The organism is Alteromonas sp. MMG017, from assembly GCF_018100795.1.
Lineage (GTDB): Bacteria > Pseudomonadota > Gammaproteobacteria > Enterobacterales > Alteromonadaceae > Alteromonas.
Genome location: NZ_JAGJDY010000003.1, coordinates 189430 through 212381, shown reverse-complemented (window position 1 = coordinate 212381; position 22952 = coordinate 189430). Strand labels below are relative to the sequence as shown.

Genomic DNA, 22952 nt, shown 5'->3' with positions numbered 1-22952 from the left:
ACTGAAAAAGTTCCTAAATTATGACTTGTCTGCGGTAGATTGCTCAGAACCGCCGACGAATAGCCCCGACCCTGAATTCGCAAAATCTTTTGGTTGGGTGTCGGATACTTTATTCACTTTAGACTTTTCAGAACTTTTTAAATTGTTGCGAAGGTAAGACGTCGCTTGTTCGCCATAAAAGGGCACTTTGGCGTCTTCATCGTCACTGCTTTGCGTAAGCAATGCTTCGTATTCTTCAATTTGTTGCTTCAGTGTTTCGCACTGACCTTCAATACCTTCAAGGCTTTGACGGGTTTGATGAATGTGATGTTGAGCTTGCTGAGCTAATATCTCTTTCACTTGCTGCTCTGTTTGAGCCGCGTTATTCCCGCCCGTTTTGGTTTGTACAAAACGACCTATAAAAAAGCCAATGATTAAACCCACCACTAGTAAAGCAAGAGACACTAACAGTTCCATTCTATTCTCCGAATTAACGTACTACTCACATTAAGTACACCTTGATACGTGCTACCTAATGCATTCGACCATTACTTGAATATAGCAAGAGCCAGTATGAAAAGCGCATAGAGATCGCATTAATTGTGTTTATACGAGCTATGCAAATTAACTAGGTACGATTCTACCGTGATTTCCATTAAAATTAAGGTCATAATTGATAATTTCAAGCAGGTCGGTGCAGCCACGGCCACTATTGACATTTTGCGGGAGTGGAATAGGCGATGACGCCATGGGAAAAATATCAAGCAGATTTGACGTCGCCTGAATTTCAGTACGATGCAGCACAAGAAAATGCGGTTAAAGAATTACAGCGTTTATTTGAGGAGTTAACCCAGCCAGAGAAAAAACATACGTGGCGGGTAAAGCTTAAGTCGGCATTTGGTAAAGGCCAAAAGAACGCTGGCATTCAAGGTATTTACTTTTATGGCGGTGTAGGTAGAGGAAAAACCTATTTGGTAGATACCTTTTACGATTGCCTGCCGTTTGAAAATAAAATGCGTGTGCACTTTCACCGGTTTATGCACCGAATTCATGACGAGCTTAAGCAGCTTACCAACGCACAAGACCCGTTAAAAACCATTGCGGCCAAGTTAGCCAAAGAAACCAAGGTAATTTGTTTTGATGAGTTTTTTGTATCTGACATTACCGATGCCATGATCTTAGGCACGCTAATGGAAGAGCTTTTCGGCTATGGCATTGTGCTGGTGGCAACATCAAACATTGTTCCAGATGACTTGTACAAAAATGGCCTTCAGCGTGCACGCTTTTTACCGGCTATCGATTTAATCAATCAAAATACACGTGTGATAAATGTAGATAGTGGTGTGGACTATCGGCTTCGTACTCTTGAACAAGCAGAAATTTATCATTACCCCCTTGATGGCGATGCGATTAAGAATTTACATAGTTACTTTACGCAGCTAGCACCTGAAGCGGGTTCAGAAAACCAAACAATAGAAGTGAATAACAGGCAAATAGACACCCTTAGAGATGCTGATGGTGTGTTAATGATAGAATTTAATGCGCTGTGCGGTGGCCCGCGAAGTCAAAGCGATTATATCGAGCTAAGTCGTTGTTACCACTCAGTGTTATTGGCTAACGTAAAAGAGATGGGTCAACACAATGACGATGTTGCACGCCGCTTTATTGCCATGGTAGATGAATTTTACGAACGCCATGTAAAGCTGATTATTTCTGCCGAAGTCGCGATGGACAATTTGTACGGCGAGGGGTTGCTAAACTTTGAATTTAGACGCTGTTTAAGCCGTTTGAGCGAAATGCAATCGCACGAATACTTAGCCACTGAGCACTTACCTTAACGAATAAAAACAGCGAGAGTGCCCGTGGCACTGTATTGTTGGGCATAAAATCGGTAGAATTTGCTCAATTTTTTCTGCTACTGATGGCAGAACTCCATTTGTAAAAAAGAGAATCTTAAGATGGGAAGAGCATTCGAAGTAAGAAAAGCCGCCATGGCCAAGACCGCTGGCGCGAAAACTAAAGTGTATTCTAAGTACGGTAAAGAAATTTACGTGTGTGCTAAAAACGGCGGCGCCGATCCAGATACTAACTTATCACTTCGCCGTTTAATGGAAAAAGCGAAAAAAGACCAAGTACCAGGTCACGTTATCGATAAAGCTATTGATAAAGCCGCTGGTGGCGCGGGTGAAGACTTTCAACCTATGCGTTATGAAGGTTTCGGCCCAGGCAACTGCATGGTTATTGTGGATTGTCTTTCTGACAACGCTAACCGTACCATTACTGAAGTACGTAACTGCTTTACTAAAACTAATGCAAAGCTTGGCGCACAAGGCGCGGTGTCGCACATGTTCGATCACCAAGCCGTATTCCAATTTGATGGCGACGACGAAGACGCTATTTTAGAAGTTTTGATGGAAGCAGATGTTGATGTGACTGAAGTGGAAGGCGAAGACGGCAAAATTACCGTTTATGCGCCGCATACTGAGTACTTCCAAGTTAAAACTGCACTTACCCAAGCCTACCCAGATATTAGCTTCGACGCAGAAGAGATGAGCTGGATCCCGCAAACGGAATCAGAGATCAGCGAAGAAGACATGCCTATGTTCGAAAAATTCATGGACATGTTGAACGACTGCGACGACGTACAAGACGTTTACCATAATGGTATAACACCGAACTAAACGCTTTTAGTACGCTACGTTATTTAAAAGCCCTCTGTTTTGAGGGCTTTTTTGTTTGTTTAGAAAAAAGGGAAATGTACAAATGCCTAGCCAGAAATATTATAGCAAACCCTAGGCGATAACTGCCGGATACCAGCTCCCCAATGTTAAGCCAAAAAGACCAATAAGAAAGATAGCAGAGACAACCAACAGCGTTACGCTTATGAGGTGTTTTAGTAGGGAAGTTCGATTGCTATTGCCAATAGCACTGTCGGTAGCATTAACGTTAACCATCCATATTAGCTGCGCAATAATATGAGGTGCTACGTAGGACAGCACACTTACACTTATTACTGCAGGGCCAGTAAAGTTTGCGGTATTAATACCAAGAGTGCCAAATAATGTCATCCAAGCGAAAATGAACAGCCTAAAAAAGAGCACGCCATTGGCGGCTAAAAATAAATGTAGCGCCCATCGTTGATGTAGTGCCACATTGGCGTTTCTTATCGCGCGAATCGCAAAGAAACTACTTACAATCACCATTCCGCCCGAAAAAGCCGTTAACCCATGTAGCAAAGGGTTGCCTACGGTGCCCCTGGATAGAAGAAGATACATACCTGCTAATGAAATACTGCATGCAAGAGTGACAAAAAGCCGGCCATTGTATTTATGAAAGGTTTTATATTTACGCCTAATGACTGGAATAAGTTGCAAGCTTCCGCCAATGATCATCACTATCGCCAATAAAACATGTGCACCATACATGGCATTGCCAAGTGAATCTCCCGCAACAAAGGCCGTGCTGTTAAAGCGATTCCATTGAGATACCCCTTGGGTTATACCTGTAAAGCCATAACCTGCAATCAGGTAACTCACAAAGAAAGCTTGTGTGATAAGCAAGCAAGAAAATCCTATTTTCTGACTGGTATCGTACAGCTTCGATGCGGCCGATAAGGTAGTAGGTGTTAGTGGATCAGATGCTAGGGTTTCAGGGTTTATAGAATTGGGTGCTAAGGTACTTTTCGCCAACATGTCTTTGCCTCTTGAATAAATGCTTTGCCCTTTAATGTCCCTCTATCGTAAAGAAAATAAGGGCTCATTCTTCTCAAATTCGAAAAATGAATACCTTTAGTTGGGACTTTTGACATACTCCTTAACAAAGTTCTTTTGTGCTTAGCGGCGATTCTTCTTACACTGAGGACAGAGATATATATTAAGGCGTAGAACCCCTGTGGCGTGGCAAAGCGATTTACCTTATTACCTTTTAGTGTGCTGTAGTTTGAGCATAATGCTTACCCATGCATTCAAAAATGATAAGCAATCGGTAAACTATTTAGTCGCCATATTTAGTGCATCGCTTTGTATGGTGGCCACGCAGAAATTAAGTGCTGATACTCTTGGCGTGTATCAGTATGTTATTGGGCTAGCAACCTGTGCCACATGCAATGTGGTTTGGTTAATTGCAAGAACGCTATTTCGAGAACATAAGCCCTTAAGCCGCAGGCATATTGCGGTAGCACTTGTGGTAGCAGGGTTAGTGATATTTAATCAAACGTGGCACTTAGTAGTATCGAGCGATATTACACACCTGTTAAACCAAGCACAGATGCTTAAACTTAAACAGGGAATGAATGAAATTACGACCTTGCTTTCATCAAGCATTTTAGCGTTGTCGTTTTGGGAAGCTTTGCGCGGGTTCGAGAACAAAAATAGCATCCAAAAGCGCCAGTCGATAGTCTTTGCCACAGCCTTTTTTCTTGGCCTATTTAACTCATCAATATTACCTAAATTTCTATTCACGCCTACAGAGATTGAATATTATGCACCTTGGTTAATATGTTCTTCGGCAATGCTAATTCTTGGCGCCATTCAGTACGTGGTTCACTCGCAAAAAATGAGTGTTCAGCTACGTGGACAAATAAAAAACCACCAACAGAATGAACCACGAAACCAAGTGAACGCTGGCACACCTAGTCAGTCATTAAATGTCGTCATCTCTGATTCTTCTTATCTTACTAGCACTAGTAGTGAGGGCGACGCAATACAACAAGATGAAGCAATTGATATGGCTATCGTGAAAGGAATAAATACGTTAATTCATCAAGAAAAAATATTTTTACAACCAAATTTAAAAATAGCTCATTTAGCGCAAGCGTTAAATACCTCGGAATATAAAGTCAGTAAAGCCATAAGAGGCTACTTTGCTGCGGCCAACTTTAACTTGTTTGTGAATCAGTTTAGGGTAAAGCATGCTAAGCAACTATTACGAGATAACGAATGCCAGCAATGGAGTATTTTAGTAATAGCATTAGAGAGTGGGTTTTCATCCTTAGCAACATTCAATCGGGTGTTTAAAGCTATCTCAGGGCAAATGCCGAATGAATATAGGAAACAGGGGAGTACGATGACTTATAGTGTGCCGAACCTATAAAACAATCAACGCAGATTAAACAGAGCCTTACTCTTTTTGAATTGTTCTCGTCCCTTCTAGCACTTCATCTGCACAATGGTTGCCATGAAGCACTGAAATGTCGCCTGTGGTTTCCAGCACTACCGCTCTAACCTGTTGCATGTCTAGTACGTTTGCTTCTCGAAGCTTTGCCATAAGATCGCTACGAGCCACCCGGGTTTCAGCTAGCGCGGAATCAATAATTTCACCGTCGCGCATTAATATAACAGGGGTATTTTGCATCAGTGCTTCAATTTTATCGGAGCGTCTGCGTAATCGTGCTGTTACGAACTGCACTAAGAACAGTGCTGCCATAGCAATCATGGCCTGAAAGAACGCGCTCCAACTATTGGTTTGAGACGCACTTGCTAGTAACGAACCTACTGCCACTGTCATCACGAAATCAAAATTGGTCATTTTTGAAAAAGAACGTAGTCCATTCACTCGTACCAGCAACACCACCCAAAACATGCTCATGGTGGTTAGCAGTAAGCCTTTAAGCAGTATATCCAGAGTAGGTACGGCGCTAAACATGATGTTCTCCTTAACATGGTGATTAACATTGTTTATACCGTGTTAGTAGACAAAGAGATTAGTATTCTTCGGTTTGATTTTTACTATTTCATACCCATATACAGCGCAACGGAATAATAAAAAGTTATCACTACCGCTCTCATGCATCGTTTCAAGCCTGAACGTCTCAATGACGATCACTCATCATTTCAGAAAAACTACGCGTCTTCAGTTTACGCGTGGGTGTTTTCTATTGTGGTGTCGGTGCTTGTATTCAGCGCACCATTTTCAGCTTATTCCACGAATGATACGGCTTCGTTTAACGAACAAACCCCGCAGATATCCTTTTCCGATTTTGGACTTTCTGTTGCTACGCGCTTTGGGTTTGCCCAGCATAGTCAACAGCAAGACGCTGATGTAGATAATTCTGATCAACATCTACTGCCCGGCGGGTATCGACTCAATATAGTTCTCGTCAACTTCTCGGGTGCTATCTTTAGCAAACCTTTTGAATATATTACCTTTCACTGGAAGGGCATATCGAGTCGCGGCCCGCCTTCTTCTCTGTAATACCTTACTGATATCACGCGCTGCACTTGCAGTGCTTCTCATTTTTTAAAGGTTTATTGCAGGACTTTTTATGACACGATTTTCATTTCGTGGCCTGGTGTATGCGCTAGTTATATTACTAGGCCTACTTAGCGCCGCCCCCAATATTTTACCCGATTCTCTGCGCCAGCATGTACCACAGTGGTACAGCCAACACACGCTTTCCCTTGGTTTGGATTTACAAGGTGGTTCTCACTTATTGTTAGAAGCGGATACCGATGCGTTATTTGCTCGGCAGTTAGACACCTATTCTTCAGCGCTTTTTAGTGACTTAAGAGAACAAAATATTCGCTACGTTAAACATGCTTCTAAACAAGGGCTAAGTGTTCAATTTACACTTTCGAACCCCGACGACCTTTACAAAGTAAAACAACGGGCAAGTGAAGTGTCGCTGCAGTCTAACGGTAGTAGCGCGCTTCTTCTTACACAGCAAAGCGTTATCCAGCAAAGCACTGCTCCAAAAGGTATTGCTGCAAAAGGTATTAGCCAAAAAGGGAATGCGATTGTCCTTGAGCTTACTGAGGAATACCAAGCAGCAGTAGTAAAAGATGCTATTGATCGCAGCCTCGAAGTTGTGCGTAAACGACTTGACGAAACTGGCCTCACAGAACCCAGTGTTACCCGCCAAGGTAGCGATGCTATTTTAGTGCAAATGCCCGGCATTTCAGACCCTTCCAATGTAAAAGCCTTGCTAGGTACAACGGCACAAATGCGTTTTCATTGGCAAACTCAGGTGAACAATAACGACAGTTTTACGCGAAGTGACATTAACGACAGGCAGTATTTGCTTGAAAAGCATGTGGCACTAGAAGGTGAGCATATTACCGATGCGGCAGCGGTGTTTAGCCCTGAAACCAGTCAACCCGTGGTGACGTTTCGTTTAGATAATGACGGTGCGCGGCAATTCGCCACCATGACTAAAAACAATATAGGCCGCGTGCTGGCAGTTGTATTAGATGACACGGTAGTCACTGCACCAGTTATCAATAGTGTTATTCCCGGTGGAAGAGGCGAAATTACCGGTAGCTTTACCATGAGTGAAGCACAAGATGTGGCACTCATGCTGCGCACAGGGGCATTGCCCGTTCCACTGCATATTATTGAAGAGCGTACCGTTGGGCCTGATTTAGGAAGCGATGCCATTGAAACCGGAGTGAAAAGCGGCATTGCAGGGGCACTGGGTGTTTTAGTCTTTATGCTGGCCATTTATGGCCGTTGGGGCGCGATTGCGAGTGTAGCGCTTACGGTGAATATGGCACTGGTCTTTGGCGTGCTTACCCTCTTTGGTGCCACACTTACTCTCCCTGGTATTGCTGGGCTAATACTCACCATGGGCATGGCAGTAGATGCGAATATCCTAATTAATGAACGTATTCGTGAGGAAACGAAAAAAGGGCGGCCAGCAGGTAGCGCGCTTAAAATTGGTTTTGAAAAGGCGTTTGGTACCATTGTAGATTCAAATTTCACCACGCTAATAGCAGTTAGCTTGCTTTTTGTTTTTGGCAGCGGACCGGTGAAAGGCTTTGCGGTAACCATTGCGATAGGATTGATAACCTCGCTGTTTACCTCGGTAGCGCTCACTAAATTGCTAATGCAACGGGCAATTCGCAAGCACCAAAGAGAGCCGATTAATTTATCTTCTCCATTGTTAGTCATGGCCGATAAATTGGGGCCGTTTAACTTTTTAAAGTCTAAAAAATTAGCGTTGAGCGTGTCACTGATATTAACCCTGTGCTCAATGGCGCTCTTCGTTAAGCCTGGCCTGCAATATGGCGTAGACTTTACTGGCGGCACTATGATGGAAATTTCTGCGCCGCAGCTTTCTACGGAACAGTTGCGCACAGTGTTAAAAGAGCACCACTTTGAAGATATTACTATTCAAGAGTATGGCGCAAAGAATCAGTACTTATTACGTGCACCAGTATCGGAACAATCGAACGCTTTATCTAATATAGGAGCAAATACAGGAGCCAATACCGGTACAAATACCGACGCTAATACAGTTGCCACGCAAGGCAGCAACATTGAAGCGCTAAAACAGGTGATACAAGACGCTGACAGTACGGTGGTATTTAACAAGGTTGATGTTGTGGGGCCGAAAGTAAGTGATGGTTTTGCCGATCTTTCCATTTTGGCTTTGCTGATTGCGGGTGGCGGTATGCTGGCCTATCTATGGTTTCAGTTTGAAGCGCATTTTGCTACCGCGGCCTTACTTACCGTGCTGCTTGATTTAACCAAAACCATTGGGTTTATTGCCTTAACCGGTATTGAATTTAATCTTACCGCGGTGGCCGCGCTACTGGCCTTAATCGGGTATTCAATTAACGATAAAGTGGTAGTGTTAGACCGCGTTAGAGAGTTACTGCGAATTAGCCCAGAGCGCTCGCTGGCTGATATTATTAATGAAGCGGTAAATAGCACGCTTAGCAGAACGGTATTTACCTCGTTAACCACGTTGCTCGCGTTGTTACCTATGGCGCTAGTTGGGGGAGACGCCGTTAATAGTTTTGCCGTACCCATGGTATTTGCCGTTGTTATAGGCACCTCATCTACTTTGTTTATTACTTCATCGTTACTCCATATGTTGGGTAAACGCAGAGAGCAAAAGGGGAAAGCACAGCTTCGGCCAACAGCCGAGGAGGTAAAAGCGTCGCTGGCACATATACCTTAAGTGCTTAAATCGAAATAGGTAGGGCGGTAAAATACCGCTTTGCCCATTTCATCTATATACTTCAATACTATTATGTTAGAAGGAGATAACTTGTGTTTGCCGTAGACCACATCATTCTACTCAGTGCTTTATTAGCCATTTTCGGCGTGTTGGTCAGCAAACTGTCTCCTCGTTTTGGTGTACCTGTACTCGTTCTTTTTTTGGGGGTGGGTATGCTTGCTGGTGAAGATGGTATCGGTCGAATTTCTTTTGACAATGCCGATGCCGCCCATTCCATAGGAACCTTCGCACTTATCCTCATTCTATTTGACGGTGGGCTTCAAACTTCAAAGAAGTCTATTAGGCGGGCGTGGAAGCCTGCTGCATTACTCGCCTCTTTTGGCGTGGTTGGTACCGCGGCAATAACGGGTGTAGCGGCCATGTATATTCTCGACTTGCCCCTTTATCTGGGATTATTGCTTGGTGCCATTGTCGGTTCTACCGATGCGGCGGCCGTATTCTCTGTACTTCGTAATGCGGGTATTTCTATTCCATCAAGACTAAAAGCAACCCTAGAGCTGGAAAGTGCATCAAACGATCCAATGGCCATATTCCTCACGGTTGGTCTTATCACCCTTATTCAAGATAGCAGTACAAAGGCGTCAGAATTAGCCCTGTTGTTTGCCAGCCAAATGGGGGTGGGTGCAATTACAGGTGCCGTGGTAGGGGGCTTAGCGGTGGCGCTATTTAGGCGCGTAACCCTTATGGCAATAGGTTTATATCCCGTATTCGTTATGTTGTTTGGGGTGTTGGCCTTTGGTTTAGCGGCGAACTTAAATGGCAGCGGCTTTTTGGCGACGTTTATTACCGGCGTAATCGTAGGTAATAGCCGATTTTCCTATCAACGAAATACCTTTGTATTCATTGATGGCCTAGCGTGGCTAAGTCAAATTGCAATGTTCGTTATTTTAGGCTTGCTGGTAACGCCTTCTGAACTTTTACACACATGGAAAGAAGGCTTGTTAATTGCGGTAGTGCTTATTTTTGTGGCTCGGCCGCTGGTGGCAATGCCATTGTTATTATTAAGCCGGTTTTCATTTAAAGCCTCGGTGCTTATTTCTTGGGTAGGGCTTCGTGGTTCTGTGCCTATAATCTTGGCTATTTTTCCGCTAATTTTTGAATTACCCAGCGCTGAGCTTATTTTTAATGTGGTATTTTTCATTGTGATGATTTCAGCCTTGCTACAAGGGTCAAGTTTACCCTTTGCCGCACGTAAATTAGGTTTAGTACTCGATAATCCTCGGGGGGAGTCGAATACGCTAGAAATCGTTAAAGTGGCAAAAGATAAACGGGAGCTCATTGAAATAGTGCTTCACTCTATGTCTGCCTCAACAGGCAAAAGTATTTCAGAGTTGGGGTTACCCGAAGATACTGTTGTGGCGTTAGTCGCCCGTGGTGAAAGTACGCTTATTCCCAAAGGAAGCACGGTATTACAGGCAGAAGATCAGGTTTTTGTCATCACAAAACTGCTGGATAAAAACATCGTAGAGACCTGCTTTTACGGCGATACTTAAAAGCTGCCAAGTGATTGTCGCTAAATAGGCCATCTTCATGTAGAATGCGCCGCGGAGTTGGCCAGGCAATCGCCGCTTTCGTAAGAAAGGGGAGGAAAGTCCGGGCTCCAAAGGGCAGGGTGCCAGATAACGTCTGGGCGGCGCGAGCCGACGACAAGTGCAGCAGAGAGAAGACCGCCTACGCCAGCAATGGCCGGTAAGGCTGAAAGGGTGCGGTAAGAGCGCACCGCACACCTGGTAACAGGTTGTGGCAAGGTAAACTCCACCCGGAGCAAGACCAAATAGGATCCCTTAACGTGTGGCCCGCATGGGGATCGGGTAGGTTGCTTGAATCAGTGAGTAATTGCTGATCTAGAGGAATGGTTGCCCACGACAGAACCCGGCTTATCGGCCAACTCCACCTTTTTTTCGTAAGTGAAGCGCTTGTTTCACTTACCATTCCTTCAAGCGCTCAATAATTCGAGTAAGTTATCCCAAGGTAACGGGCGCGATAAATAATATCCTTGTGCCCAGTCACAGCCGTTTTCTCGTAGATATGTCATCTGCGCTTCAGTTTCAACGCCTTCGGCAATAACGCGAAGATCGTAAAGCTTTGCCAAATTTTGAATAATCATCACCATCTTATTGCGAGCTTCGCGTTCCGAAAAAAGATCGTTAACAAAAGAGCGGTCAATTTTCAGACAGTCAGCAGGGTAATGTATTAACTGACTAAATGCCGTATAGCCTGTGCCAAAATCATCGAGTGCTAAAGACACCCCTAATTCATTCAGTGCTTTAAGGGTTTCTAAAGCACTCACATCGTCGGCTACAAATGCGGTCTCCGTAACCTCAAGCTCTACACTTTCTGGGGCAATGCTATAACGCTCTAATAGGTTTTTTACCTGTGCGGGAAATGCGTCGTTATGCAACTCCACCCCTGAAATGTTTATGCAAATCTGTCCCTTAAATAGATGTTCTTTTTGCAGAGTTGCTAGTGCTTGAAAAGCATTTTCAATCACCCATAAATCAATTTCTTTGATAAGGCCGGTAGCTTCCGCAACCGGTATAAAGTCGTCAGGACCAACCCCCTCTAACTCAGGGCTTTGACAGCGTAGCAGTACTTCAACCGCGACTATGCTGTTATCTTTACAGTCGAATATTGGCATATAAACTAAAGAAAAATGTGCTTCATTTAAAGCCTGTCTTAAGCCTTTCTCAATTTGTTGTCGTTGGCGTAGCGTATCGGCTATATTTTGAGTGAAAAATTTAAAGCAATTACGACCGTTATGTTTTGCGTCGTACATTGCTGCATCGGCATGATGAAGTAACGTGGAAGGATCGCAGGCATCATCGGGATACACGGCAATGCCAATACTGGCATATATCATATGTATGACGTCATCAACTTCAAAACCGCTGTCGAAAATATTAAGAATACGTGTTGCCACCACACTGGCATCAAGAGGGGCTTTAATATTGGGCAATAGCACAACAAATTCATCACCTGCTAGCCTTGCTAGGCTTTCTGTCTGCGGCTTTAGCAGCTGATCAGTAGGGCGGATTTCTTCCCAAAGTCGTTCACTGAACTCAAGTAATAGTCTATCGCCTGCTTCATGGCCGTATTGGTCATTCACCTGCTTAAAATTGTCTAGGTCAATATACAATAAGCCAACGCGTTGTTTATCTTTCTCTGCTCGGGACAAGAGGCGTTCTAGATTAGTTTTAAAGCTCCACCGATTGGGAAGGCCTGTCAACGTGTCGTAATAAGCCATCTTGCGAATATCATCATCATGCAATTGCATAATCGTTTTATAAGCTTGCTCCTCTGACCGCAAGGCGGCCAAGCAAATGGCATTTAGAGCCAACATGGTTAGAATGAACCGAATTGCTTCTACGAATGAGTAGTTAGTCATCAACAAAATAGAAGCAGGCGTAAATAGCAGTAAAATACTGGCTACACTGAAAATCACAAACCAAAATACAGCCGGCCAAAAGCGATTGATAAATAGATTGATGGCAACAATAGGGTAAACCCACAGCATCCCTGTATTGTGTTTACCGCCTGTAATGATTAAGCTCATTGATAAGAAGAAAAGAATGCCACTTAGAATAGAGGCTGCACGCTCAACATTGCCGGTACGTTTTAATAAATAAATATTGAGTAAGCCGACCAAGGCGTTGACGATTAATATAGTACCTAGGACTTCGGCGCCGTCGACTAAGCTAAAACTCCCTAACGCAAATAAGAAAATAATGCCTAATATGGTTAAAACTTGACAGAGCCTATAGCGGCGTCGGTATCGCACTGCCAACATTTCTTGTTGACCTGCTTTAATTTCAACGGTGTGAGTCATGTTTACCAAGGGTTCATTAAGTATTGATATTAAGCTATTGCTGCTTAACGGTATTTACTATCAATAAGTTAATTTTTTGATGTGTGTAAATAGGATAGACGACAAATCTACCCTATTCAAAGTGCATATTATTTTAGAGGATAAGAAGGAGGTGAATCAGCTAAGCTGTAATTTGGCTTCGGTGCTCTTTTCAGCCCAGTAGTTTACTTTTTCTAGTAGGTCTTGAATGTCGAAGGGCTTACTTAAATAGTCGTTCATGCCGGCGTTAAAACAGTCTTCTCTGTCACCTTTCATGGCATTCGCTGTTAGTGCAATGATGGGGGCATTCACATACCGCTCGCCAGCTTCACCGCGACGTATTCGACGGGTTGCTTCAAAGCCATCCATGTCAGGCATTTGGCAGTCCATCAATATTAAATCAAAAGTCACTTTCATTTTCTTTAAGGCTTCTAATGCTTCAATACCTGATTTCGCACTCAAGGTTTTGTGGCCGCTTAAATGCTGTTTCACAATGACTTGGTTGATATCATTATCTTCAACAATAAGAATTTTACGTTTTTGTGTTGCGGTATTGTGGCTATGAGCCGCACTTCGCTGGGGCGCTACTAAGCTATCGTCACCCTCTTTTAGCATAATGTTGAAAGTGAAAGTACTCCCTTCGCCTTTTTCACTTTCTAAACGAATTTCACCATCCATAAGCTCACACAACTGTTTACTAATAGAAAGGCCAAGCCCCGTGCCACCAAATTTGCGAGTTGTAGACAGGTCTTCTTGGGTAAAGACCTCAAAAATCCCTGCTTGTTTTTCTTTTGCGATACCTATCCCCGAATCTTTGACTGCGCAGGTCAAGCGAAGCTTGTCGCCATTGGTATGTTCTAAGGTGGTAGTGACGTCAATTTCACCCTTCTCGGTGAATTTAACTGCGTTGCCAATCAAATTAGAGAGAATTTGCCGGAAGCGAACCGAGTCTCCAATGACCACATGAAAACCTTGAAGGTTAAAATGAAAATGAAGGCGAAGCCCTTTTTCTTGACACAAAATGGCGTATTGCGACTGCAAGCTTTCTAGGGTTTCTAATAAATCGAAAGGTTGGTCATCTATTTGAAGTTGCCCAGCTTCAATTTTAGAGAAATCAAGAATGTCATTGACGATGTGCAGCAGGCCTTGAATACTAAAATTAGCAAGCGAGAGGTAGTGCTTTTGCTCGTCGTTCAGTGGGGAGTTCGATAGCAACTGCAGTACCCCAGAAATACCGTGAATAGGAGTACGTATTTCATGGCTCATACTGGCAAGGAAACCAGACTTCATATGCGCTGACTCTTCCGCCTTTTGCTTCGCATCTTGTAAATAACGCTCGGCTTGTCGCTGTTGTGTCACGTCTTGTTGGAAACCAATATAGTGGGTGACTTCGCCTCCAGACTTTACAGGAGTAAGTATAAGCCTGTTGTAGAAAGACGTACCGTCTTTACGGTAGTTAAGTATTGTGGTTTCAACGGGTTCACGGTTTGCAATCGCTTTGCGGATCAGCATGGTGGTATGACTATCTGTGCCCTCACCCTGCATAAGCCTACAATTTTTGCCAATAATATCTTCTTTATTGTGCCCTGTAAGCCGGCTGAACGCATTGTTCACATAAATAGTGGGCTGACCTGTACGTTTGATATCAGCGATAATAATAGAAACAGTGGCTTCATCCATGGCGTGATTAAGAATTTGCACATGACTTTCTAGGGAGCGCTGGGTGCTATAATCAACCCCGACGAAAATAGCGCCTTTGATGTTATGGTTCGCATCTTCAAGTGGCGTATTGGTCCATTTAATATGCTTTTCTAGTCCATCTTCGACCGAGAAATGTTTTAACTCCCCAGAAGATTTATTAATGAGCTTGTTGAGTATGTACTTAACCGTACCCTCACGCTCTCCGTACTGATCTTCACAAAAAACATCGAACCGTTTGTTGCTTAACATCACGCGATGGTTTTCATCTACCACTAAGAGCATATCCCCCATCGAATCAATAACATTAGAAAACTGTTCATTTGATAACGACATCTCTGCAAGGTCTGATATTAACGTATCAAATGCACTGCGAATATTGGCTAATTCTCGGGCCTCTTCTACAACCACTGGCTCTTGAATATCGGTATCTTTAATACGATTTACAATGTCTTTATAAAGGGCTGACAGGGTGTTCTCAGCAAGCAGCGCCGTGGTACGAATCATGTGAAAGTTAACTAAGATAATACCGACAATAATGGCCAACATGAGTAGTGCTAACCAATACAAACCTTTAAGGGCGTTGCCTATAGGTTTAATGCTATACAGAGTTAAGTTCTGATAGCGAGAGTCCTGCAATACATAGCCCATGGTATCCACATCACTAAACGGGGTGCCGGGAAGGATAAATTCAGGATCACTGCTGAAAAGTACTAATCCATTTTCTTCAGTAACGATTTGGTTGGTTAGTCTAGGGTAGGGAGCTAGTAAGGCTTGAAGGCTTTCCACATACATGACTAACGCACCTTCTGCTGCACCGCCTAGCAAAACAGGAACTGAAAAAAGCACCCCATTTTGGGTGATTGAAGAAAATGATAGCGACGCGCCAAGGGTCTTTTGCTGCCATGCAGTATCTAGTTTTTCAGAAATAGAATGACTCCAATTTTTCTGAATAACCATTTCGCCGGAAAAGTCGTATAACGCAAATTCTACATTACGGGTTTGGGTTAACTTTAACGATCTAAAGAACATAGGGAGGTAATTATCCCGCTGTTCTAAATCCACCAGTGAATTGATAATAATATCGTTAGATGCAAGGTCAGATAACTGCCGAGTGGTATCGTTAACGATGAAAGAAAGATCATGTTTTAAGCCTTCAATAGACTGTTTTTGAACGCTCTCAATTTGCTGCTTGGCAAAAAAGAAGGTAAACGCAAAAAGCATTAACGCTACAATTAAAATTAACCCGAACAAGCGGGGCAACATACTGGTTAATAAGCGCTTTCTAAGCGGTGGTGGCTGGAATTGCATTACTGATTTTCCAGAACGACCAAGTTACCTTTTTTATCAAATGAAGCCATAAAATAGTCCTTAGCCATTAATGCGTCATGCTGTGTGGGGGTAAATGCAGGGTCATAAGTTTTCAATACACCGTCGAAAGTACCTAAGTCTTCTAAAGTGTTTCGTAGCGCATCTACATCAGTGGTACCCGCTTTTGTTACCGCTAATGCTAGCATATTGACAAGGTCATACGCGTGCGCAATGCCTGTAACCGCGTGAATAGCTTCAGGATCAATTAAGCCATATTTGCTGTGATAAGCCTCTAACAATTGCTGGGCTTTTATGTGCTTTTGATAATCAAAGTGAAAGGTTTGCAAGACCGATAAATTCAGCAAGTCGGGCTCTACATGTAAACGCTCTATAAAGTTGCCTGAAGCAATGCCCCAATGGGAAATAACAGGTAAAGCTGTGAGGTTTTGGGCGGCTAATTCGTTCACTACCACCGCACCTTCAGGTGCATTTGCAACTAAAATGATGGCTTCTGCTTTGTCTGACTTGATAGCAGATATATCTTCTTCAAATTTCTTCTGTTGCCAGTTAATCCAGCGGGTAGTGGTTATAGTGAGCCCCACTTCGGCCGCAGCTAAGATTAGCGATGCCTCATTAGAGCGCCCCCACCCAGTACGCTCTAAAACGAGTGCAACACGTTTAATACCGCGAGCAGCAGCATGCTGGATTAGTACTTTTCCTGCCTCGGCGTCACGGACTGACACGCGAAATACATTATTAGGAGTATATTGGTTGTCTACCACTTGCGTACCCGCCGCCCAAGGAACAAGATAAAGCAAGTTAAGTTGATGAATAGTCTCAAGTTCGGCTAATGCCACAGGGGTATGTACGCCTCCTATTACCGCGATTAAATCGCTGTTGGTGGCGAGCTGTTTAATATTGTGAATACCGCGGGCAGGGTTGCCTCTATGATCTTTTAAGAGGATATCAACTGGACGGCCTAGCAAGCCCCCTTTTTTATTAATTTCATCTACCGCAAGTTCAACGCCTCGTTTAATGGCTACACCACCGTCCACGGCGACAGCCGAAAAGTCAGCATCTATACCAATATAAAGTGGTGTAGACGCCTCACTGCCGTTGGAGTGAAGACTTAACGTCAATAACGTTAACAGCCAAAATGTGAAACGTAAGCGCATAAAATCTTGAAGTTGAGGATAAGGCTAGTAATTGTATAGCATTAATTGGTTAGTTTTACCTTCCAAACCTTATTCTTTCGTCTATTTTTGTTTAATTATTAGTCATGCGTAAACCGCACTTTTAGCAAGGTTTTGTTAGGTGAAAAACAGCGTTAAGTGATTTGTATTGCTGCAATTAATTCGCAGATTGACGATCTTGGACTGGGGTGAATTGGTAGTAGCGTTTAAACTCTCTAGAGAATTGAGATAGGCTGTTGTAACCCACCGCTTCGGCAGCGTCTCCCACTCGATGACCTCGCGCGATTAACTCTCTGGCTTTAGACAATCTAAATTTCTTTATATATTGAACGGGTGAATCCAGCACGACATCGCGAAATGCGCGGTGGAAACCAGATACACTCATGTTCACACTTGCAGCAAGTGAATCTACATTTAACACCGATGCATAGTCATCGTGAATCGTTCGTAATGCTTGTGCGACTCTCGCATAGTGGCCGTTATCTGTTAATCCACATAATACATGACCAGCTGGGCCATTGAGGATATAGTATACAATTTCTCGCACAAAACCTGCTCCCAGTGCCTGTGCACAATTATCGTGTGTTAACGCTTGTAGTAGCCTGCGTGTAGCATCGGTAATATTTTCATCTAATGACTGCTGACTTACTGTAAACGTAGGGGCAGGGCTGTTTTTTGCCCTGTCGTCCCGCCACTGGGAAAGCTCAACCAGTAACGATGCGGGAATGTCAATGACCAAACCTAATATGCAATCGTCATCGTCTAAGGTGGCTGCACACTGCGCAGGCAAAGGCACACCGAAAACAATGTAATCACCTTTCTTGTATTCAATTTCACGATTATCAACATACAAGCGTTTAGTGCCTTGCAACATGATAATGATGCCCGACTGATAAAGTAGAGGCTGCTTAGGACTTCCGTGAGGATCGCGAAAAACTCGCACCCCTTCTATATGCGTTTTACTCACGCCATTCAGTGCCGATTTACCTTTAGCGTTTAAAAACTGTTTTAGAATTTGACTTAAAAAAGCCAGATCAGAAGTGGAAACTGGATTTTTTGTAGAAATAGGCAAATTTTTTCCAGAAATAGACGGTTTGTTTACACATAATGGCACTATTATGCATTAACACAGGCATGTAATGATAGAGGAAAGACCATGAAATTTTCATTCAGTAACCCAACTCGCATTCAATTTGGCCAAGGACAAATTGGCTCGATCAATACCCTTATTCCAAAAGACAGCCACGTTCTCGTGTTGTTTGGCGGCGGTTCGATTAAAAAGAACGGCGTTTACGACCAAGTAGAAAAAGCATTGGAAGGCTATAACTGGGAATCTTTCGGCGGCGTTGAACCTAACCCAACCATTGAAACCCTAGACAAAGCTGTTGCCCTAATTAAAGAAACCGGCGTTGACTATATTCTCGCGGTAGGCGGTGGTAGCGTGATTGATGGTGCCAAGTATGTGGCCGCTAGCGCAGTATACGATGGCGACGGATGGGACATTCTAACTGGTGAGCATAAGGTTGATAAGGCACTGCCTATTGGCGCTATTTTAACCTTGCCGGCAACAGGTTCTGAATCTAATGGTGGCTCTGTTATTAGTAAGAAAGCGACAAAGCAAAAATTGGCGTTTATGTCTCCGTTAGTTTATCCGCAGTTTGCTGTATTAGATCCAGATGTAATAAAAAGCCTTCCGCATCGCCAGGTAGTTAACGGCTTAGTGGATGCTTTTGTTCATGTTTGCGAGCAGTACTTAACCTTTCCGCAAAATGCACCGGTTCAAGATGGTTACGCTGAAACCTTGCTGAAAACCCTAATTCAACTTGGCGGAAAAATTGATAATAAAGATGACGCATGGCGCGCTAACCTTATGTGGTCAGCAAACCAAGCACTGAACGGCCTTATTGGTTCAGGTGTTGCGCAAGATTGGGCTACGCATATGATAGGCCACGAACTCACGGCACTTTATGGCGTAGATCATGCTCGTTCATTGGCGATTGTTCAGCCGTCACTACTACGGGTTCAACTTGAGACCAAATCAGCGAAGTTAACGCAGATGGGCCAAAACGTGTTTGGTTTAGTACAAAGCGATGATATTGCCCTTCGCACTATCGATGCTATCGAAGCGTTCTATCAAAGCCTTGAAGTGGCTACCCAGCTTACCGAGCATGCAGGCGACAAGCAAAGTGCAGTGAATGCCGTACTAGAAAACTTAAAAGGAAACAAAATGCTTTCTCTTGGCGAAACGGGTGCTATTACCCCAGAGGTCAGTGAGCAAATTCTTAACTTGGCAGTGGCTGAGTAATACCTATCTAAAAGCGGGCTGTCACTTTATGTTCAGCCCGCCTTCTTATTGTATATTGATACAAACTGGCACGATTCTACTATTAACAAGGTAGATAAAGTGTCGGTTTGTTTTTTAATTATACAACCAAAGTATGATTTTCAATTCCGTTTGCGCTTTCTGAGTTCGTTTATTAGGTTTAAAGAAGGCAAGGCGTATATCACGCCAGCGCAGATGGGAGTTAGCTTGCAAAGAAATTATCCCCCTTCCATTATTGATGTGGAAGCCAGTGGGTTTGGTGCCCGTAGTTATCCTATTGAAATAGGGATAGTGCGCTATGATGGTGCAAAATGGTGCAAACTCATTCGTCCCTTTGATAGTTGGGTTCATTGGGATCAAGAAGCAGAATCGTTGCATGGTATCACCAAAGCCATGTTAAACACTTACGGCGTTTGTCCGGTTAAAGTGTGCCACGAGCTTAATGCCTTTTTAAGCAATACCATTGTGTATAGCGACGGATGGGTGGTAGATAACCCTTGGCTTATTAAACTTTTTGCAGCAGCCTCGGTTCAAATGTCTTTTTCATGTCGTGCGTTGGAGTATGTCTTGAGCGAACCTCAAATGGCGCTTTGGCATGATGTAAAAACTAATATTGAATCGCAAAGCGACGATCGTCGCCATCGAGCAAGTACCGATGCGAAGGTTATTCAAAGCACGTATGTGGAAACGCGTAATAAAGTTGAAGCGGCAAAGCACCAAAATTAGCATCAGCTTTTTTAAATCAGAAAAAGTATTGAACACCTAACGTAAGCGCATTGTTTTCTTTGTCTCCCACCTCACGATGTTCAAATTCTAACGCCATATTCAAACCGCTTTCGTCACCGACTAGCCAACCTAATCGAGTAAACGTGCCTAAGTCTTCGGGTATGTAGCGCCATTCTGGATAGTATTGTAAAGGTGAGTGAGTCGTATTAAACGACGCATATATTTGCTGTTTAAAAAGTAGTGTTAATGCACGCTGGGCGCGAATAGAGAGTTGACTGTTTTTGCTGGCGTTAAAATGATTATCATAGCCAGGTACGGATTCAAGGCGCGTTTCATTAAAGCGACTTTTAATTTTCCATTTTGCTATTTTTTCGCTTTTGAACACGATGGGGCCGTAGTAGCCATCCCAGTCAGCAGCTTTCCAATCAGCGGCCTTGCTGTAAGTGGCACTCAAAGGGGCAAGCAATATTAAACAAACCACGCAAGTTGGGTAAGTTTTCATGAATAAATTCCTAGTCGAGTGAGACAGCGTAAACGTGTTCTTATGACTACCGATTATTATAAATTTAAGTGGTAGCTTCAAAGTCACAAAGGTGTTTTGTTCGCCCTAAGTGCCTATCTTTATCTTAAAAAATGACACAAAACTGAAACAAAAAATAGGTGCTGAATAGTAAGTGTAGTCTTTTATCTAAAAGGTGAAAAATAAACTTGTTAGATATTTCCATTGTGAACTAACTTTTAAAGGGTAGTAGTAAGACTTACTTCAATTTAGTGGGCAAAGCAGTACTTTCAAATAGGGAACATGGCCGGAGGTGAGTGATGCAAACGGAATGGGAATTTGAACGAAAGTTTTTAGTAAGTTATGTGCCAGAAGGTTTGTTAGATACACGAAAACCTGTGGCAATAAGACAGGGTTATTTGGCCACCGAGCCGGATAAGCATATTCGAATTAGGGACGAAGGTGGTAACTACACCATGGCAGTTAAACAAGGTGTTGGCCTTAAACGCAGAGATACGCGAATTGCGTTGGACTCTGAGCAATTTGCTGATTTATGGCCGTTAACCCAAAACATGCGGGTGGAAAAGCAGCGATATCGTATCGACTTTTTTGGTGCTCAGCTGGTGGTAGACATTTTCACCGGTAATTTAGCACCTTTGAAAGTGGTGGAAGTAGAATTTGACAGTGAAATGAGTAGTCGACAATTTCTACCACCTGATTTCGCTGAAACGGAGGTGACCCATAAGAAAGAATTTCAAAATGTCGCGTTAGCGCGATTTGGTTTGCCTGATATGGTTATTGCGAGCGGCAGTACGAGTAGTGCTTCTATGTTTGCAGGCTCCATATAGCCATTATATAGCTACCATATAGCCATATGCAGCGTAGAAACTGCCTAGATAAGGCTTAGAGATAAATAGATAAATATCTGAAATTAAAAAGGGGCGCTTTACTATATAGTAAAGCGCCCCTTTTCTGTCTTTAGCTTTCAACAGCCTTGAGCTATGTAAACAGCCTTGAGCGGGTAAACAGCCTTGAGCTATGTAAACAGCCTTGAGCGGGTGAATAGCCTTTGGCAGACTATACCGCTGAGTAAATTATACTGCTGAACGTAGTGCTTCAGCTTTATCAGTCGCTTCCCAAGGGAATGCTTCACGGCCGAAGTGACCATAGGCAGCCGTTGGTAAGTAGATAGCACGTTCTAAATCAAGCATTTTGATTAAACCGTAAGGGCGTAAGTCGAAGTGTTCGCGCACCAACGCCACCAAGGTTTTCTCATCAACCACACCAGTACCGAAAGTATCAATGCTGATAGACGTTGGTTCGGCAACACCAATGGCGTAAGAAACCTGAATTTCGCAACGCTTGGCTAGCCCAGCAGCAACTATGTTCTTAGCTACATAACGACCCGCGTATGCCGCGCTTCTGTCAACTTTCGATGGATCTTTACCAGAGAAAGCACCACCACCGTGACGGGCCATACCACCGTAGGTATCTACAATGATTTTACGGCCAGTTAAACCACAGTCACCAACTGGACCACCTATAACAAAGCGACCGGTAGGGTTAATGTGAAATTGAGTGTTGCTATTAAGCCATTCGCTAGGAAGCACCGGTTTAATAATTTCTTCCATTACTGCTTCACGTACTTGTGCAGTAGAAACAGAGTCACAATGCTGCGTAGAAAGTACTACCGCATCAATGCCTACAGGCTTGTCGTTTTCATATTTAAACGTAATTTGGCTTTTTGCATCTGGGCGTAAAAAGTCTAGCTTGCCAGATTTTCTTACTTCAGCTTGTTTTTGAACCAAGCGGTGAGAGTAAGTAATTGGCGCTGGCATCAGTACGTCAGTTTCGTCACTGGCGTAACCGAACATAAGGCCTTGGTCGCCCGCACCTTGTTCTTCTAAACTTTCGCGGTCAACACCTTGGTTGATATCTGGCGACTGTTTACCAATGGCGTTTAATACTGCACAAGAGTCAGCATCGAAACCCATATCAGAATGAACGTAGCCTATGTCTCTTACGGTTTTACGTGTGATTTCTTCAATATCAACCCACGCTGAGGTAGTGACTTCACCACCTACTAATACCATTCCGGTTTTAACGTAGGTCTCACAGGCCACGCGGGCACGAGGATCTTGCTCTAGAATAGCATCTAGAACCGCATCTGAAATTTGATCGGCGATTTTGTCCGGGTGTCCTTCAGACACAGACTCGGAGGTGAATAAATGCGTGGCCATACATGCTCCATAAGCGTTTATTGTTCAAAATAGGTGAGTATTGTACTAAAACAAGGTATAAATACCAGTCTTTACTTCTAGACGTCTAAAAGTCCTTTCGTTACGATTTGTTGACAGTGGCGGATCACTTTTACAGATAATTGAGTAAATTTAGCCACGCTTACCCAAAGAAGCGAT

Annotated in this window: 18 protein-coding genes and 1 other RNA gene; 10 read left to right on the top strand and 9 right to left on the bottom strand. The window is 43.5% G+C overall.

Features of this window, described 5'->3' with window-relative positions; translation table 11 throughout:
- Window positions 1-18 precede the first annotated feature (18 nt).
- Window positions 19-456, bottom strand: a complete 438-nt coding sequence (locus tag J8L84_RS05645) for a DUF1043 family protein (RefSeq protein WP_211069842.1) — start codon at window positions 454-456, stop codon at window positions 19-21.
- A 263-nt stretch (window positions 457-719) separates the two neighbouring features.
- Here J8L84_RS05645 and zapE point away from each other — a divergent pair, with 263 nt between their 5' ends.
- Both zapE and J8L84_RS05635 read left to right on the top strand, forming a co-directional pair.
- A complete protein-coding gene (zapE, locus tag J8L84_RS05640; protein ID WP_211069841.1) occupies window positions 720-1817 on the top strand; it encodes a cell division protein ZapE in 1098 nt (365 codons plus the stop codon).
- A gap of 120 nt (window positions 1818-1937) precedes the next feature.
- Window positions 1938-2660, top strand: coding sequence for a YebC/PmpR family DNA-binding transcriptional regulator (locus J8L84_RS05635; RefSeq protein ID WP_211069840.1), 723 nt, complete (start codon window positions 1938-1940; stop codon window positions 2658-2660).
- A gap of 111 nt (window positions 2661-2771) precedes the next feature.
- Here the strand turns inward: J8L84_RS05635 and J8L84_RS05630 are convergent, their stop codons facing one another.
- Window positions 2772-3671 (bottom strand): DUF2306 domain-containing protein, encoded by a 900-nt coding sequence (locus J8L84_RS05630; RefSeq protein WP_211069839.1) that lies wholly within the window; start codon window positions 3669-3671, stop codon window positions 2772-2774.
- 199 nt (window positions 3672-3870) lie between these two features.
- On the opposite strand from J8L84_RS05630, the gene J8L84_RS05625 reads away from it, so the two are divergent.
- Window positions 3871-5070 (top strand): helix-turn-helix domain-containing protein, encoded by a 1200-nt coding sequence (locus J8L84_RS05625; protein ID WP_211069838.1) that lies wholly within the window; start codon window positions 3871-3873, stop codon window positions 5068-5070.
- A gap of 27 nt (window positions 5071-5097) precedes the next feature.
- On the opposite strand, the gene J8L84_RS05620 is transcribed toward J8L84_RS05625, so the two are convergent.
- Entirely contained in the window at window positions 5098-5622 is a 525-nt protein-coding gene (locus J8L84_RS05620) for a YetF domain-containing protein (protein ID WP_211069837.1), read from the bottom strand.
- 141 nt (window positions 5623-5763) lie between these two features.
- On the opposite strand from J8L84_RS05620, the gene J8L84_RS05615 reads away from it, so the two are divergent.
- From J8L84_RS05615 to rnpB, 4 genes are all read left to right on the top strand, one after another.
- Window positions 5764-6171, top strand: coding sequence for a hypothetical protein (locus J8L84_RS05615; protein ID WP_211069836.1), 408 nt, complete (start codon window positions 5764-5766; stop codon window positions 6169-6171).
- A 70-nt stretch (window positions 6172-6241) separates the two neighbouring features.
- Entirely contained in the window at window positions 6242-8881 is a 2640-nt protein-coding gene (gene secD, locus J8L84_RS05610; protein WP_211069835.1) for a protein translocase subunit SecD, read from the top strand.
- 92 nt (window positions 8882-8973) lie between these two features.
- On the top strand, window positions 8974-10434 hold the full coding sequence (locus tag J8L84_RS05605) for a potassium/proton antiporter (RefSeq protein WP_211069834.1): 1461 nt from the start codon (window positions 8974-8976) through the stop codon (window positions 10432-10434).
- Between the two features lie 53 nt (window positions 10435-10487).
- An RNA gene (gene rnpB / locus J8L84_RS05600) (RNase P RNA component class A) lies at window positions 10488-10837 on the top strand.
- A gap of 40 nt (window positions 10838-10877) precedes the next feature.
- Here rnpB and J8L84_RS05595 read toward each other — a convergent pair.
- The 4 genes from J8L84_RS05595 to J8L84_RS05580 all read right to left on the bottom strand — a co-directional run bounded on the left by J8L84_RS05595 (window position 10878) and on the right by J8L84_RS05580 (window position 18059).
- The gene (locus tag J8L84_RS05595; RefSeq protein WP_211069833.1) at window positions 10878-12767 is read right to left on the bottom strand and encodes an EAL domain-containing protein; all 1890 of its coding nucleotides are present in this window, start codon (window positions 12765-12767) and stop codon (window positions 10878-10880) included.
- Window positions 12768-12923: 156 nt separating this feature from the next.
- Window positions 12924-15794, bottom strand: a complete 2871-nt coding sequence (locus J8L84_RS05590; RefSeq protein WP_211069832.1) for an ATP-binding protein — start codon at window positions 15792-15794, stop codon at window positions 12924-12926.
- Window positions 15794-16969 (bottom strand): ABC transporter substrate-binding protein, encoded by a 1176-nt coding sequence (locus tag J8L84_RS05585; RefSeq protein WP_211069831.1) that lies wholly within the window; start codon window positions 16967-16969, stop codon window positions 15794-15796. The genes J8L84_RS05590 and J8L84_RS05585 overlap by 1 nt, the downstream gene beginning before the upstream one ends.
- A gap of 175 nt (window positions 16970-17144) precedes the next feature.
- The gene (locus J8L84_RS05580; protein ID WP_211069830.1) at window positions 17145-18059 is read right to left on the bottom strand and encodes an AraC family transcriptional regulator; all 915 of its coding nucleotides are present in this window, start codon (window positions 18057-18059) and stop codon (window positions 17145-17147) included.
- A gap of 84 nt (window positions 18060-18143) precedes the next feature.
- On the opposite strand from J8L84_RS05580, the gene J8L84_RS05575 reads away from it, so the two are divergent.
- Together J8L84_RS05575 and J8L84_RS05570 are read left to right on the top strand one after the other, a co-directional pair.
- A complete protein-coding gene (locus J8L84_RS05575) occupies window positions 18144-19292 on the top strand; it encodes an iron-containing alcohol dehydrogenase (protein ID WP_211069829.1) in 1149 nt (382 codons plus the stop codon).
- A gap of 225 nt (window positions 19293-19517) precedes the next feature.
- A complete protein-coding gene (locus J8L84_RS05570) occupies window positions 19518-20036 on the top strand; it encodes an exonuclease domain-containing protein (protein ID WP_247670587.1) in 519 nt (172 codons plus the stop codon).
- A 16-nt stretch (window positions 20037-20052) separates the two neighbouring features.
- On the opposite strand, the gene J8L84_RS05565 is transcribed toward J8L84_RS05570, so the two are convergent.
- Window positions 20053-20538, bottom strand: a complete 486-nt coding sequence (locus tag J8L84_RS05565; protein ID WP_211069828.1) for a hypothetical protein — start codon at window positions 20536-20538, stop codon at window positions 20053-20055.
- Window positions 20539-20855: 317 nt separating this feature from the next.
- On the opposite strand from J8L84_RS05565, the gene J8L84_RS05560 reads away from it, so the two are divergent.
- Entirely contained in the window at window positions 20856-21383 is a 528-nt protein-coding gene (locus tag J8L84_RS05560; RefSeq protein WP_211069827.1) for a hypothetical protein, read from the top strand.
- A gap of 246 nt (window positions 21384-21629) precedes the next feature.
- Here the strand turns inward: J8L84_RS05560 and metK are convergent, their stop codons facing one another.
- Entirely contained in the window at window positions 21630-22775 is a 1146-nt protein-coding gene (metK, locus tag J8L84_RS05555) for a methionine adenosyltransferase (RefSeq protein WP_211069826.1), read from the bottom strand.
- Between the last annotated feature and the right edge of the window lie 177 nt (window positions 22776-22952).

Bases quoted from the DNA above. Each gene is read 5' to 3' on its own strand.
- J8L84_RS05645 (WP_211069842.1), bottom strand. From the start codon at position 456: ATGGAACTGTTAGTGTCTCTTGCTTTACTAGTGGTGGGTTTAATCATT.
- zapE (WP_211069841.1), top strand. From the start codon at position 720: ATGACGCCATGGGAAAAATATCAAGCAGATTTGACGTCGCCTGAATTT.
- J8L84_RS05635 (WP_211069840.1), top strand. From the start codon at position 1,938: ATGGGAAGAGCATTCGAAGTAAGAAAAGCCGCCATGGCCAAGACCGCT.
- J8L84_RS05630 (WP_211069839.1), bottom strand. From the start codon at position 3,671: ATGTTGGCGAAAAGTACCTTAGCACCCAATTCTATAAACCCTGAAACC.
- J8L84_RS05620 (WP_211069837.1), bottom strand. From the start codon at position 5,622: ATGTTTAGCGCCGTACCTACTCTGGATATACTGCTTAAAGGCTTACTG.
- J8L84_RS05615 (WP_211069836.1), top strand. From the start codon at position 5,764: ATGCATCGTTTCAAGCCTGAACGTCTCAATGACGATCACTCATCATTT.
- secD (WP_211069835.1), top strand. From the start codon at position 6,242: ATGACACGATTTTCATTTCGTGGCCTGGTGTATGCGCTAGTTATATTA.
- J8L84_RS05595 (WP_211069833.1), bottom strand. From the start codon at position 12,767: ATGACTCACACCGTTGAAATTAAAGCAGGTCAACAAGAAATGTTGGCA.
- J8L84_RS05590 (WP_211069832.1), bottom strand. From the start codon at position 15,794: ATGCAATTCCAGCCACCACCGCTTAGAAAGCGCTTATTAACCAGTATG.
- J8L84_RS05585 (WP_211069831.1), bottom strand. From the start codon at position 16,969: ATGCGCTTACGTTTCACATTTTGGCTGTTAACGTTATTGACGTTAAGT.
- J8L84_RS05575 (WP_211069829.1), top strand. From the start codon at position 18,144: ATGAAATTTTCATTCAGTAACCCAACTCGCATTCAATTTGGCCAAGGA.
- J8L84_RS05565 (WP_211069828.1), bottom strand. From the start codon at position 20,538: ATGAAAACTTACCCAACTTGCGTGGTTTGTTTAATATTGCTTGCCCCT.
- J8L84_RS05560 (WP_211069827.1), top strand. From the start codon at position 20,856: ATGCAAACGGAATGGGAATTTGAACGAAAGTTTTTAGTAAGTTATGTG.
- metK (WP_211069826.1), bottom strand. From the start codon at position 22,775: ATGGCCACGCATTTATTCACCTCCGAGTCTGTGTCTGAAGGACACCCG.